Source organism: Burkholderia sp. BCC0322, assembly GCF_902833045.1.
GTDB lineage: Bacteria > Pseudomonadota > Gammaproteobacteria > Burkholderiales > Burkholderiaceae > Burkholderia.
Window position 1 is genome coordinate 195,020 of record NZ_CADFDU010000011.1, and the last position, 13,400, is coordinate 208,419.

Below are 13,400 nucleotides of genomic sequence, written 5' to 3' on the forward strand. Positions count from 1 at the left end.
GAGCATTTCGTGTTTCGTCACGCCGCCAGCGCCGCCCCCGCCCCCTCCGTGGCATCCCGCACCGCCTGCGTCACGATCCGCGCCAGCCGATCGACGGTCGGCGTCGCCGACGACGTGCGTCGAAGCAAAATCAGCGGCAGGCTCGGCAGTGCCGGCAGCCCGCACGAAGCCGCGTCGAGCACGCGCACCGACGCGGGCAGCCCGTAGTGCGAGCGCACCGTCAGCCCGAGGCCGGCCGCCGCCGCGGCCCATAGCCCGGCGAGACTCGGCGTCGTGAATGCGACGCGCCACGGCACGCCCGCGCGGTCGAGCGCATCGGTCGCCGCACCGAAGAACCGGCATGGCCGGTCGAACACGACGAGCGGCAGCGGCTCGCCCGGCGCACGTGCCGCACCGCCTCCTGCCCCCTCCTCCCCACCGCCGTCCGGCATACCAAACCCGCCCCGGCCCACCGCGCCGACCCATCGCATCGGCACCTGCGCGATCGCTTCGCCGTCGATCCCCGCCCGCGACACGAGCGCTGCCGACGCCGGGTCGCCCCACACGAGCGCGAGATCGAGCTGGTTTGCATCGAGCCGGTCGAGCAGCTCGGCATTGCGCGCCACGCGCGCCTCGATCCTCACCCTCGGATGCGCGCGCGCGAACCGCCCGAGCACGTCGGGCAGGATCGCCTCGCCGAAATCCTCCTGCAGGCCGACACGCACCCAGCCGTCGAGATTCACGCCGCGCACGGCCGCGACCGCCTCGTCGTTCAGCTCGATCATCCGCCGCGCATAGCGCAGCATCGCGTCGCCGGCATCGGTCAGCGCGAGCCCGCGCCCGGCCTTCATGAACAGCGGCGTGCCGGCCTGCTCCTCGAGCTTGCGGATCTGCGCGCTCACCGCCGACGACGAGCGCGCGACGCGGTCGGCCGCCTTCGCGAAACTGCCGAGATCCACGCCCGCGACGAGGCTGCGCAGCGCCGCCACGTCGAAGTTGGGTCGTGCCTGCGCGACATCGGCCATTGCAAGCGGCTCGTCGTCGCCACGGGGAATATCGTGTTCGGACACGTCAACCATCCTGTTTTATCGAACGATTCATCAAAAACTTTCCGATTTTCAGGATGAATGTAGGCGACCAGACTGTCGATGTCAATTTCCACCCGGGCCTGCCGCCATGGATACCACCTGCATCGCTTCCCCCACCTCGCCCGCCCGCGACGCGCGCGGCCCGGCCCATCGCTGGCGCGTGCTCGCGGCCGGCGTCGCCGCGAACATGAGCTTTTCGGCCGCCGCGGCCGGCATTCCGACCACGGCCGTGTGGATGCGTGCGGCCTATCACCTCGACAACGGCGCGCTCGGCCTCGTGCTCGGCGCGCTCGGCTTCGGCGTCGCGTTGTCCGAGCTGCCGTGGGGCATGGCCGCCGACCGCTTCGGCGATCGCCGCGTGCTGCTGACCGGGCTCGTCGCGACGGCCGCGATGCTGGCGCTGATGGTGTGCACGATCGTCCCGACCGCGCACGCGGTGCCGCCGCTGATGCGCGTCGTCGCGGCGATGAGCTGTGTCGGCCTGCTTGGCGGCAGCGTGAACGGGTCGAGCGGGCGCGCGGTGATGCGCTGGTTCGGCGAGCGCGAACGCGGGCTCGCGATGAGCATCCGCCAGACAGCCGTGCCGCTCGGCGGCGGCGTCGGTGCGGCGCTGCTGCCGTCGCTCGCGTCGCATCTCGGCTTCGCCGCGGTGTTCGGTGCGCTGATGCTGTTGTGCGCGGGATCGGCCGCGCTGACCTGGCGCTGGCTGCACGAGCCGCCCGCCGCGCCGGCCCCCGAGCACGGCACCGCGCATCGCTCCGTCGAGCGGCAGCAACCCGCCCGGCATGCGCGCAGCCCGCTCGCGAGCGGCCGCGTGTGGCGCATCGTGCTCGGCATGGGCCTGCTGTGCGCGCCGCAGTTCGCGGTGCTCACGTTCGCGACGGTGTTCCTGCACGACTTCGGCCGGCTCGGCCTCGCCGGCATCAGCGCAGCGATGGTCGCGCTGCAGCTCGGCGCGATGGTGGTGCGCGTCTGGAGCGGCCGTCATACCGACCGGCACGGCAACCGGCGCGCGTACCTGCGCGGTTCGGTGCTCGTCGCCGCCGGGTCGTTCGCGCTGCTTGCAGCCGCGACGGCAGGCAGTCCGCACGTGCCGCTCGCGGCGATCGTCGCGATTCTCGTGTTTGCGGGCGTCTGCGTATCGGCGTGGCACGGCGTCGCGTACACGGAGCTCGCGACGCTCGCGGGCGCGAACCACGCGGGCACCGCGCTCGGGATGGCGAACACGATCGTCTACCTCGGGCTGTTCGCGACGCCGCTCGCGATTCCGCCGCTGCTCGCCGTCAGTTCGTGGAGCGTGGTCTGGCTCGCGACTGCGCTGATCGCGGGTGCGACCTATCCGCTGTTCGCCGTGCGATAGCGGTCGCGCGCCGCGCGCGGGCGCCGTTGTCTGCGCGACAGCGCCCGCGCATCCGTCAGCCCGCCTCGCGCGCCAGCGCGCGCCGCGCAGCCGGTCGTTCGGCCTCGCGCTGCGCATGGGCCGTCCACGCAGGATGCCGCGTCATGTCGAGTCCGATCGCGACGCCCCAGCGATACAGCACGAACAGGAACGGATCGACGATCGAATGCGCGCCCGGCTCGGCCCACGGGCGGCCGTCGGCGAGCGCGGCTTCGATCGCCTCGTTCGCGGCTTCGATCGTGCTTCGCCCGTGCGCACCGACCGCGCCGTGCAACGCCGGATCGCCGACGAAGCGGCCCGGCCGCCACAGCGCGCCGTAGCCGACGCCATGCACCCAGCCGACCAGCCAGGCGAGCCACTCGTGGCACCGCGCCTCGCGCAACGGATCGTCGAGCGGCAGCAATCGCGCATCCGGATAACGGCGCGCGAGATACGTGAGGATCGCCGGCGTTTCGGTCAGCACGCGCGGCTCGCCCGGAATCGCGAGCACCGGCACGCGCGCCTTCGCGTTGATCGCGAGATAGCGCGCTTCGAGGTTCTGCTGCTTCTGCACGGAGACGATCTCGACGTCGAACGGCGCGCCGGTTTCCTCCAGCGCGATGTGGGCGGCAAGCGAGCAGGCGCCTGGCGAAAGATAGAGACGATAGGCGTTCATGGTGGTGTGGCCCGGCGGGGCTGTGGAAGACGGAACCGAGTGTAGGAACGCGTGCCGGCCCGCCGCAAACGATGAATTGTCGTGCCTGGACATTAGTGTTACTAATACCCGAATGCGACGCATCCACCTTCCTCCGCTGCAGACGCTGCGCGCGTTCGAGACCGCCGTGCGGCTGCAGAGCTTCACGCGTGCGGCCGACGAGCTCGCACTCACGCAAGGCGCGGTCAGCCAGCACATCCGCGCGCTCGAGGCGCAGCTCGGCTATCCGCTCTTCACGCGCGAGCGCAACGGCGCGACGCCGACGCACGCCGCGCACGCGCTCGCGCTGCAGGTACGCCAGGGTCTCAGCGTGCTCGAACGCGCGTTCGAGCCGGCGCTCGCCGGGCGCAGCCGCCCACGCACCTGCGACGTCACGCTGAACGTCAGCGTGCTGCCGAGCGTCGCCGAGCGCTGGCTCGCACCGCGCCTGCCTCGCTTCACGGCCGCGCATCCGCACATCGCGATCGCGCTGCACCCGGACGTGGCGCTCGCGCCGCTGCGCAAGCGCGACCGCATCGACGTCGCGCTGCGCTACGGGCCCGGCACGTGGCCGGGCGTCGTCGCCGAGAAGCTGATGAACGAGACGATCTTTCCGGTCGCGAGCCCCGCGTACCGCAATCGCGACGGCGTCGCACCGCGTGCGCCGGCCGATCTCGTGCGCGCGACGCTGCTGCGCCATCCCGCGCAGCCGTGGGAACCGTGGTTCCAGGCAGCGCGGCTCGACCTCACCGAATCCGAGCGCGCGCCGCGCTTCACCGATGCGAATGCGCTGATCGACGCGACACTGAAGGGGCGCGGCGTCGCACTCGCGCGCCGCTCGCTGATCGAGCGAGAACTCGCGGACGGCACGCTCGTGCGCGTATCGACGGTGCGCGTGACCGACGTGTACGCGCACTACGTCGTGTGGCGCACGGGCCATCCGCACGAAGCGGCAATCCGCACCTGGCTCGACTGGCTGCGCAGCGAGGTCCGGCGACGCACGCCGCGCCGCTGAAGCAACGCGATCGACCGCACGCGCCCATCATGAACGTTCAGGCTGCCATCGACGCGCTCGTGCATCGCGTCGCGTGCCCGGGTAAAAGTGCCCGGCCCGCATCACCCACCGGGAAATATTGCATCCCCTCCACCGCGCGAAAGACCTTGGTCAGGATATCGAAAGCATTTCGCGATCACGCGCCGGTCGCAAACGATTCACCGAAACGTCGCATCGTGTCGGCATACTCGAAAACGTTTCCCGATCAGCCAGCCAGGAGAGAAGTCATGCGTCGCGTTTCCGTCGCCGTTCTTTGTGCCGCCGCTTTCGTCGCCGCCTGCAGTGACGACGCGCCGCACGACGCACACGCGACCGACGCTTCGCAGCAGGCCGGCGCATCGGCCGGCTCCGCGAGCGCATTCAACAACGATGCAGCCGCCAACACCGCCGCGTCCGATGCCGCGCCGCTCGCGCCGCCCGTCGTGCACTACCCGCCCGATGACGACGACGATGCGAAGCCCACGGCAAATGCGGCCGCGTCGAGCGCGGCAGCGTCGTCACCCGGCTGATCCCGCCGCTTCCGTCCCCCGACCGCAGCAGAACCGAGGTGAAATAACATGACGTCATCGAGCCGCCGCCGTTTCCTGCATACCGTCGCACAATCCGCGGGCGCCGCCGTCGCGCTCAACGCCTTCCCCGAATCGATCCGACGCGCGCTCGCGATTCCCGCCGCGCGCGGCAGCGGCACGATCCGCGATGTCGAGCACATCGTCGTGTTCATGCAGGAAAACCGCTCGTTCGATCATTACTTCGGACACCTGCGCGGCGTGCGCGGCTACAACGACCGCTTCCCGATCCCGCTGCCGAACGGCAAGCCGGTGTGGTACCAGCCGTCGAAGGCCGATCCGACAAAGCCTGTATTGCCGTTCCGGCTGAACACGCTGACGACGAGCGCGCAGTGCGTCGGCGACCTCGACCACTCGTGGTACAAGACGCACGCGGCGATCGACGGCGGCCGCTACGACCAGTGGCCCGCGAACAAGACCGACATGACGATGGGCTATCACGTGCGCGAGGACATCCCGTTCCACTACGCGCTCGCCGATGCGTTCACCGTTTGCGACCACTACTTCTGCTCGCTGCCGGGGCCGACGCACCCGAACCGCTCGTACCTGATGACGGGCACCGTCGACCCGACCGGCAAGTTCGGCGGCCCGCTGCTCGACAACAGCGACTATGTCGACGGCGACGGGCCGCCCGCCTATCAGTTGCTGTCGTGGACGACCTTTCCCGAACGTCTCGAAGCGCACGGCGTGTCGTGGCAGATCTACCAGCAGGGCACGACGGGCAACGATCCGTACAACGGCAACTACGGCACGAACGTGCTGCAGAACTTCGCGAACTTCATCAACGCGAAGCCCGGCTCGCCGCTGTACCAGCGCGCGCAGACGGTGCGCACTCTCGACAACCTGAAGGACGACGTGATCAACGACCGGCTGCCGCAGGTGTCGTGGCTGTGCCCGCCCGCGGCGTTCTCCGAGCATCCGAAGTACACGCCCGCGTACGGTGCGAACTACACGTCGCAGATCCTCGATGCGCTCACGTCGAACCCGGACGTATGGCGCAAGACCGTGCTGTTCATCATGTACGACGAGAACGACGGCTTCTTCGACCACATCGTGCCGCCGCAGCCGCCGACGTCGGCCGCGCAGGGCGCGTCGACCGTGACGACCGACGGCGAGCTGCACACGGTCGTGAACCCCGGCCGCGGCGGCAGCTACACGGCCGACGGCCTGCCGTACGGCCTCGGGCCGCGCGTGCCGATGACGGTCGTGTCGCCGTGGACGAAAGGCGGCTTCGTGTGCTCGCAGGTGTTCGACCACACGTCGGTGATCCGCTTCATCGGCGAGCGCTTCGGCATCGACGAACCGAACATCACGCCGTGGCGCCGCACGGTGTGTGGCGACCTCACCGCCGCATTCGACTTCCGCTCGTCCGACGCGTCGTTCCCGCCGCTGCCCGACACGAGCCAGTACCGCTCGATTGCCGACCAGCAATGCACGTCGCAGCCCGCGCCGACCGTGCCCGCGACGCCGTCGCCGGTCGACCCGCAGGAGCCCGGCGTGCGGCCGGCACGTGCGCTGCCGTACGAACTGCACGTGAACGCGAGCATGGATGGCGGGACCAGGCTGCGCATCGAGTTCGCGAACCGCGGCAACCAGGGCGCGCACTTCCACGTGTACGCGACGAACCGCACCGATGGCCCGTGGCGCTATACGGTCGGCGCGCACCGCGCGCTGCATGCGGATTTCGACCTGACGGTGACGAACGGGGCGTACACGTTCGCTGTGTACGGGCCGAACGGCTTCGTGCGCGTGTTCTCGGGCAACGTGTCGGCCGCGGCCACGCCGCATCGCAACCCCGCGCGACCGGAAGTGAAGGCCGGCTACGACATCGCGAACGGGAACCTGTACCTGAACCTGCGCAACCATGGCGGGGCGCACGTCACGCTGACGCTGACCGACAACGCATACGGCGCGCCGTCGCGACAGGTGACGCTGCACGGCGGTGACGAGCGCGTCGAGCAGTGGACGCTCGCGTCGAGCCACCAATGGTATGACGTGACGGTGAGCGACGGCGCGGCCGGCACCTTCTCGCGCCGTTTCGCGGGCCACGTCGAGAACGGCCGGCCGAGCTATTCGGATCCGGCGGCGGTGCGGCCGGTCTCCGCGGCGTAAGCGCGACGGCGCGGCGTGGCGCGGCACTCGCCGAGCCGCGCGCGCCGCCCGCCCGGCTCGTCAGATCGCGTGCGCGAGCGCGCGGTCGACGCGAGCGGCTTCGACGCCGTCGTCTGCGTCGCGAAAGCGCAGCGGTGCCGCGCAGTGGACGAGCGTGTCGACGAAGTACTTCGCGCGCGGCCACGGCCCGTAGCCGGCGGCGGTGTTGATGTGCCCGGCGTCGCCGAGGTTCACGAACGCGCTGCCCAGGTGCTGCGCGAGCGTGCGTGCGTCGCCGAGCGGCATCCACGGATCGGTCTCGCTGCCGATCACGATCGACGGCACGGCGAGCCGTCGCGCGTCGAACGGCCCGGCAAACGTGAATTTCTTCGGACTGGCGGGCGCGACGAGCAACACGCCCGCGACATCGCCCGCATGCGGCCGCTGCGCGAGCGCATGCGCGGCCGCGAGGCAGCCGAAGCTGTGCGCGGCCAGCACGAACGGGCCGCGTTCGCGGTCGAGCACGGTGCGCACCGATTGCGCCCAGCGCGCGAGATCGGGCGCGTCCCAGTCGTCCTGCTCGACGCGCAGCGAGCGCGGGAACTGCCGTTCGAGCCAGGTCTGCCAGTGAGCGCCTTCGCTGCCGTGCAGGCCCGGAACGGTGACGAGCCGCGGCGGCCACGCCGATTTGCTGCATGCGCGCATGATTGCCCTCGCTTGCCTGAAAACGGGATTCGATTGTGGCGCGGCGTCCCCGGCGGACGAACCAATATTTCGTGCTTTGCATTTGCGTCGGACGGCGCCGGGGGCCAACGCCCCGGAGCAGCCGCCCACGCCGGTCGCCCGCCCCGCGCACCGGCGCGCGATGCGCCGCGAGACCGTAGAATGTGGGCTTCCCGTCAGCTTCACACGGAACCGGGGCCAGGCGCCGACGCGCCGGGCGCCCGGTCGTCAGGAGACGCCCGATGTCCGCTACGCCCGCCGGCGCGCTGCGCCCGGCCCTGCTCGCAGTGCCCGTGACGCGCCTCGCCGGCGCGCGCGCCGTCATCCAATGAAGATCCTGTTCCATTCCCCGCACCAGGAAGCCGGCGCGTGGCGCGACGAGATCGCGCATGCGCTGCCGGAAGCCCAACTGCGCGCGTGGCAGCCGGGCGACACGGCCGCCGCCGACTACGCGCTCGTGTGGCGCGCGCCGCGCGAATTCTTCACCCCGCGCGACGGCCTGCGCGCGATCTTCAACCTCGGCGCCGGCGTCGACGCGCTGCTTGCGCTCGAGCGCGCGCATCCGGGCACGCTGCCGCGGCACGTGCCGCTCGTGCGGCTGGAGGATTCGGGCATGGCGCGGCAGATGGTCGAATACGTGACGCACGCGGTGCTGCGCTACCTGCGCCGCTTCGACGAATACGAAGCGTTGCAGCGCGAGCGCCGCTGGCGGCCGCTCGAACCGCATGCGCGCGCAAGCTTCACCGTCGCCGTGCTCGGCCTCGGCGTGCTCGGCGCGCAGGTCGCGCTCGCACTTGCCGCACTCGGCCTGCCCGTGCGCGGCTACAGCCGCAGCGCGAAGCAGCTCGACGGCATTGCGACCTTCGCCGGCGACGGCGCGTTCGATGCGTGCATCGACGGCGCGAAGGTGCTCGTCAACCTGCTGCCGAGCACGCCCGACACCGACGGCATCCTGTCGTCGCGCACCTTCGCGCGGCTCGCGCCCGGTGCGTATGTCGTCAACGTCGCGCGCGGCGCGCATCTCGTCGAAGCCGACCTGCTCGACGCGCTCGCGAGCGGCCAGGTGGCCGCCGCGACGCTCGACGTATTCCAGCGCGAGCCGCTGCCTGAAGACCATCCGTTCTGGCACGCGCCGCGCATCACGATCACGCCGCACAGCTCGGCCGAGACGCTGCGCGACGAAGCCGTCGCGCAGATCGCCGGCAAGATCCGCGCGCTCGAGCGCGGCGAGCGCGTCGGCGGCATCGTCGACTACGCACGCGGCTACTGAATCTACAAGCAAACCAGGAGACAACCATGACGTTCCCCTCCGCCGTCAAGATCGTCGAAGTCGGCCCGCGCGACGGGCTGCAGAACGAAAAGACCTTCGTGCCGACCGACGTGAAGATCGCGCTCGTCGACCGGCTGTCGCGCGCCGGCTTCCGCAACGTCGAGGCCGCGTCGTTCGTGTCGCCGAAATGGGTGCCGCAGATGGCCGACGGCGCCGACGTGATGGCCGGCATCGAGCGCCGCGCGGGCACCGTGTACTCGGTGCTCACGCCGAACCTGAAGGGTTTCGAGAACGCGCTCGCCGCGCGCGCCGACGAAGTCGTGATCTTCGGCGCGGCGAGCGAGGCGTTCTCGCAGCGCAACATCAACTGCAGCATCGCCGAGAGCATCGCGCGCTTCGAGCCCGTCGCGAAGGCGGCGAAGGATGCGGGCCTGCGGCTGCGCGGCAGCGTGTCGTGCACGCTCGGCTGCCCGTACCAGGGCGAAGTGCCGGTCGCGTCGGTCGTCGACGTCGTCGAGCGCTTCGCCGCGCTCGGCTGCGACGAGATCGACATCGCCGACACGATCGGCGTCGGCACGCCGAAGCGCACCCGCGAAGTGCTCGCGGCCGTCACGCGCGTGTTCCCGCGCGAACGCCTGTCGGGCCACTTCCACGACACCTACGGCCAGGCGCTCGCGAACATCTACGCGGCGCTGTTCGAGGGGATCGAGATTTTCCACGCGTCGGTCGCGGGCCTCGGCGGCTGCCCGTACGCGAAGGGCGCGACCGGCAACGTCGCGACCGAGGACGTGCTGTATCTAATGCAGGGCCTCGGCATCGACACCGGCATCGATCTCGCGCAAGTGGTCGCCGCCGGCGACTTCATCTCGAACGCGATCGGCCGCGCGAACGTATCGCGCGCCGGTCGCGCGCTGCTCGCCAAGGCGCAGAGCGCGGCCGACGCCGCGAACTGCGTGTGACCCCGGTATTCCATGGATTCCTCAACATGACGACACCTGCTTCATTCGATTCCCTCCCCGATTCCGCGCGACGCGTCGCGCTGCTGCTGCGCGAGCGCGGCCATGCGAAAGGCATCGTGATGCTCGCCGAAACCGGCAAGACTTCGGCCGAAGCCGCAGCCGGGCTCGGCTGCTCGGTCGCGCAGATCGCGAAGTCGATCCTGTTTCGCCGCCAGTCGGACGGCGCGCCGGTGCTCGTGATCGCGAGCGGCGTCAATCGCGTCGACGAGAAGAAGGTTGCCGCGCAAGTCGGCGCGGTCGGCCGCGCGGACGCGAAGTTCGTGCGCGACAACACCGGCTATGCGATCGGCGGCGTCTGCCCGATCGGCCATCTCGTCGAACCCGTCACGCTGATCGACGCCGACCTGCTCGAGCTCGACAGCCTGTGGGCGGCCGCCGGCCATCCGCACGCGGTGTTCAACCTGTCGCCGAACGAACTCGTATCGCTGACGGGCGCGCCGGTGGCGGACATCGCATTGCGGGAGCCCGCATGAGCGACGTGCCGGTGACGGCGCCGGTCGCCACGGTCGCGTCGCCGTGCACCGACGTATGCCGGATCGATCCGCGCACCGACTGGTGCGCGGGTTGCCTGCGCACGCGCGACGAGATCAAAGGGTGGCGTGCGTCTGACGACGACGCGAGGCGCGCGTTGCTCGCGCGGCTCGACGCGCGGCGGCGTCTGCTGGCGAGAAGCGGCGCATAAAAAAAAGCCGTTCAGCCTGACCGGCGAACGGCATGAGATCGGAATCCTGTGAACGTGATCAACGTCACAGCCCGCATCATACGAGCGACGCGGCCGCATCGCATCGGGTGTTTCCCTACAACTTCTTACAGCGTCTTCCACGCATGCGCGCGCAGCGCTTTCGCTCGCCATGGACACGCCATCCGCGCGCCATGCTCGTTCCTGAAACGCACATTCGACGCGCCGCTGCGCTGCCCGCGGCGGCGCCGAATCGCACGACCGTTTCAGTTGCCGACGGCCGCGCGACGGGCGGGCACGATGCGCCAGCCGAGATTCACGCCGGCCGCGGCGAGCAGGATCAGCAGCGCGCCGAGCACCTGCGTCCACGCGAGCGTCTGCCCGAACGCAACGTGATCGACGACGATCGCGACGACCGGATAGACGAACGACAGCGCACCGGTCATCGCGGTCGGCAACTTCTGGATCGCGCCGTACAGCAGCACATACATCAGACCGGTGTTCACGACGCCGAGCACGACGAGGTCGAGCCACTGCCCGGCGGTCGCCGGCAACGTGCCGAAGTGCGCGAACGGCGCGAGCAGCAGGACCCCGAGGCCGGCCTGCAGCAGCGCGAGCAGATGCGGCGGCGTGCCCTTCAGGTGCTTCGTGACGATCGACGAGATCGCATACAGGAATGCCGCGCCGAGCGACAGCGCGACGCCTTCCAGATACTCGCCCGGCACCGCGAGCACGGCCGGCTCGACGCGTACCACGGCGACGAGCCCGACGAATGCGAGCGCGAGCCACACGACCGTCGACGCGGTGATCCGCTCGCGGAACACGATCGCGCCGAGCGCGACGAGCATGAACGGCTGCGTGTTGTAGACGGCGGTCGCCATCGAGATCGACGCACGCGAGTAGGCGGCGAACAGCAGCAGCCAGTTCGCGACGATCGCGACGCTGCCGAGCATCGCAAGCGCAAGCATCCGCGGCGAGAACAGCGCGCGGCGCAGGAACCCGAACGCCGCGCAGACGATCGCGAGCGTCGCGGCGCCGAACAGGCAGCGAAAGAACACGACGTTCGTCAGCGGCTGCCGCGACGACATCACGAGCCAGCCGATCGTGCCGGACATCATCATTGCGACGACCATCTCGGCGGCGCCGCGGCGAATTTCATTCGAAGCCATCGTGAACTCCGTTCGGAAGCGTGGATGACTTCGATTCTAGAAACTTGCTTTCGCGGCGACCACGGCTAAACTGAAGTGAATCGACCGATTCACCTTCGAAACCAAAGCGATCATGCCGAAACGCCTTCCACCGCCTGCCGTCGCGTCGCTCGACGCGACCGACCGCGCGATCCTCGCGGCGCTGGCCGACGACGCGCGCATCGCGACCAGCGAGCTCGCCCGGCAGATCGGCCTGTCGGCGCCCGCGACCGCAGACCGCGTGCGGCGGCTCGAAGCGCAAGGCGTGATTGCCGCGTTCACCGTCGAGCTCGACCCGCGCGCGCTCGGCTACACGCTGCAGGCAATCGTCCGCGTGAAGCCGCTGCCCGGCCAGTTGCATCTCGTCGAAGAAATGCTGCGGCGGATTCCCGAATTCGTCGAGTGCGACAAGGTCACCGGCGACGACTGCTTCATCTGCCGGCTCTACCTGCGCACGATCGAGCACCTCGACGACATCCTGTCGAAAGTGACGGAGCGCGCCGAGACGAGCACCGCGATCGTCAAATCGACGCCGGTGCCGCGCCGGCTGCCGCCGCTCATCGAGGACGACGGCGCGCACCGCTGAGCAGCCGGGTCGCGCGCCGCCCGCGCATCGTCAGGCAGCCGCCTCGCGCGCATCGAAGAACGCCAGCAGTTCGTCGATCAGCGCGACGGGCGCCTCTTCCGGAATGTAGTGCCCGCACTCGAGCGCGCGGCCGCTGACGTCGCGCGCCACGCGGCGCCATTCCTCGAGCGGATCGAAGCAGCGGCCGACGATCCCGTGCTCGCCCCACAGCACGCGCAGCGGACACGCAAGCTTGTTGCCGCGCTCGAGATCCGCACGGTCGTGCTCGAGATCGATCGTCGCGGATGCACGGTAGTCCTCGCACATCGCATGCACGGCGCCCGGCTGCGCGAGCGCGGCCCGGTACGCGGCAAGCGCTTCGGGCGCGAACGGTGTGAGCCCGGCGGACCGGTTGCCCATCACGCGCTCGATGTACGCATCGGTATGCGCGCCGACCAGCGTCTCGGGCAGCGGCTCCGGCTGGATCAGGAAGAACCAGTGGAAATACGCGGTCGCGAACGCGCGATCGGTTTTCTCGTACATCGCGAGCGTCGGTGCGATGTCGAGCAGCATCATCCGCTCGACGGCGTCCGTGTGGTCGAGCGCAAGCCGGTGTGCGACCCGCGCGCCGCGATCGTGCGCGCACACGTGGAAGTGCTCGAAGCCGAAATGCCGCATCACGGCGACCTGGTCGGCCGCCATCGCACGTTTCGAATACGGCGCATGCTGCGCGTCGCTCGGCGGCTTGCCCGACGCGCCGTAACCGCGCAGGTCGGTGGCGATCACCGTGAAATGATCCGCGAGCGTCGCGGCAACGCGATGCCAGATCATGTGGGTTTGCGGATGCCCGTGCAGCAACAGGAGCGGCGGACCCGCGCCGCCTTTGACACCGAAGATGTCGGTGTCCTGCACCGTCACGCGAAACGGTGCAAACGCCTCAAACGACATGGTTTGTTTCTCGTTGGTTTGTTATGGCGGCTATTTTAGGAGCGCTTGCACCTCTACACAGCGGGGCAACAGCTCGAATCCGTAGAAAGAGAACACTCACTCGATTGCCGGCACACCGCGCATTTTGTTAAGCTCGCGTAGAATCGCACGATCGTTCGT

At 69.8% G+C, this 13,400-nt stretch carries 14 protein-coding genes; 9 read left to right on the forward strand and 5 right to left on the reverse strand.

The genetic code is table 11. The annotated features are described in order from the left end of the window. Positions 1-17: 17 nt before the first annotated feature. Positions 18-1,058, reverse strand: coding sequence for a LysR substrate-binding domain-containing protein (locus HWX39_RS26840; protein ID WP_244135105.1), 1,041 nt, complete (start codon positions 1,056-1,058; stop codon positions 18-20). 97 nt (positions 1,059-1,155) lie between these two features. Here HWX39_RS26840 and HWX39_RS26845 point away from each other — a divergent pair, with 97 nt between their 5' ends. Then, on the forward strand, positions 1,156-2,427 hold the full coding sequence (locus HWX39_RS26845) for an MFS transporter (protein ID WP_175970773.1): 1,272 nt from the start codon (positions 1,156-1,158) through the stop codon (positions 2,425-2,427). A gap of 55 nt (positions 2,428-2,482) precedes the next feature. On the opposite strand, the gene HWX39_RS26850 is transcribed toward HWX39_RS26845, so the two are convergent. After that, a complete protein-coding gene (locus HWX39_RS26850) occupies positions 2,483-3,121 on the reverse strand; it encodes a glutathione S-transferase (RefSeq protein ID WP_175970774.1) in 639 nt (212 codons plus the stop codon). Between the two features lie 112 nt (positions 3,122-3,233). Here HWX39_RS26850 and HWX39_RS26855 point away from each other — a divergent pair, with 112 nt between their 5' ends. The 3 genes from HWX39_RS26855 (at position 3,234) to HWX39_RS26865 (ending at position 6,871) form a co-directional block, all read left to right on the forward strand. Further along, positions 3,234-4,154: a LysR substrate-binding domain-containing protein gene (locus HWX39_RS26855; protein ID WP_175970775.1), complete on the forward strand. Its 921-nt coding sequence runs from the start codon at positions 3,234-3,236 to the stop codon at positions 4,152-4,154. Positions 4,155-4,420: 266 nt separating this feature from the next. After that, entirely contained in the window at positions 4,421-4,702 is a 282-nt protein-coding gene (locus tag HWX39_RS26860; protein ID WP_175970776.1) for a hypothetical protein, read from the forward strand. A 48-nt stretch (positions 4,703-4,750) separates the two neighbouring features. Then, complete coding sequence (locus HWX39_RS26865; RefSeq protein ID WP_175970777.1) at positions 4,751-6,871, forward strand: phospholipase C, phosphocholine-specific; 2,121 nt, start codon at positions 4,751-4,753, stop codon at positions 6,869-6,871. A gap of 60 nt (positions 6,872-6,931) precedes the next feature. Here the strand turns inward: HWX39_RS26865 and HWX39_RS26870 are convergent, their stop codons facing one another. Then, on the reverse strand, positions 6,932-7,555 hold the full coding sequence (locus HWX39_RS26870) for an alpha/beta hydrolase (RefSeq protein WP_175970778.1): 624 nt from the start codon (positions 7,553-7,555) through the stop codon (positions 6,932-6,934). Positions 7,556-7,901: 346 nt separating this feature from the next. Here HWX39_RS26870 and HWX39_RS26875 point away from each other — a divergent pair, with 346 nt between their 5' ends. The 4 genes from HWX39_RS26875 to HWX39_RS26890 are packed head-to-tail and all read left to right on the forward strand — an operon-like array spanning position 7,902 to position 10,544. Beyond that, positions 7,902-8,843: a glyoxylate/hydroxypyruvate reductase A gene (locus HWX39_RS26875; protein ID WP_175970779.1), complete on the forward strand. Its 942-nt coding sequence runs from the start codon at positions 7,902-7,904 to the stop codon at positions 8,841-8,843. Positions 8,844-8,869: 26 nt separating this feature from the next. Next, positions 8,870-9,802, forward strand: coding sequence for a hydroxymethylglutaryl-CoA lyase (locus HWX39_RS26880; RefSeq protein WP_175970780.1), 933 nt, complete (start codon positions 8,870-8,872; stop codon positions 9,800-9,802). 26 nt (positions 9,803-9,828) lie between these two features. After that, positions 9,829-10,335: a YbaK/EbsC family protein gene (locus HWX39_RS26885; protein ID WP_175970781.1), complete on the forward strand. Its 507-nt coding sequence runs from the start codon at positions 9,829-9,831 to the stop codon at positions 10,333-10,335. Further along, a complete protein-coding gene (locus HWX39_RS26890) occupies positions 10,332-10,544 on the forward strand; it encodes a DUF1289 domain-containing protein (RefSeq protein WP_175970782.1) in 213 nt (70 codons plus the stop codon). Before HWX39_RS26885 ends, HWX39_RS26890 begins: the two co-directional genes overlap by 4 nt. A 263-nt stretch (positions 10,545-10,807) precedes the next feature. Here the strand turns inward: HWX39_RS26890 and HWX39_RS26895 are convergent, their stop codons facing one another. Continuing rightward, positions 10,808-11,710, reverse strand: coding sequence for a DMT family transporter (locus HWX39_RS26895; protein ID WP_175970783.1), 903 nt, complete (start codon positions 11,708-11,710; stop codon positions 10,808-10,810). Between the two features lie 112 nt (positions 11,711-11,822). Here HWX39_RS26895 and HWX39_RS26900 point away from each other — a divergent pair, with 112 nt between their 5' ends. After that, positions 11,823-12,314, forward strand: a complete 492-nt coding sequence (locus HWX39_RS26900; protein WP_175970784.1) for an Lrp/AsnC family transcriptional regulator — start codon at positions 11,823-11,825, stop codon at positions 12,312-12,314. A 30-nt stretch (positions 12,315-12,344) separates the two neighbouring features. Here HWX39_RS26900 and HWX39_RS26905 read toward each other — a convergent pair whose 3' ends face one another. After that, positions 12,345-13,241, reverse strand: coding sequence for an alpha/beta hydrolase (locus tag HWX39_RS26905; RefSeq protein ID WP_175970785.1), 897 nt, complete (start codon positions 13,239-13,241; stop codon positions 12,345-12,347). Positions 13,242-13,400 lie beyond the last annotated feature (159 nt).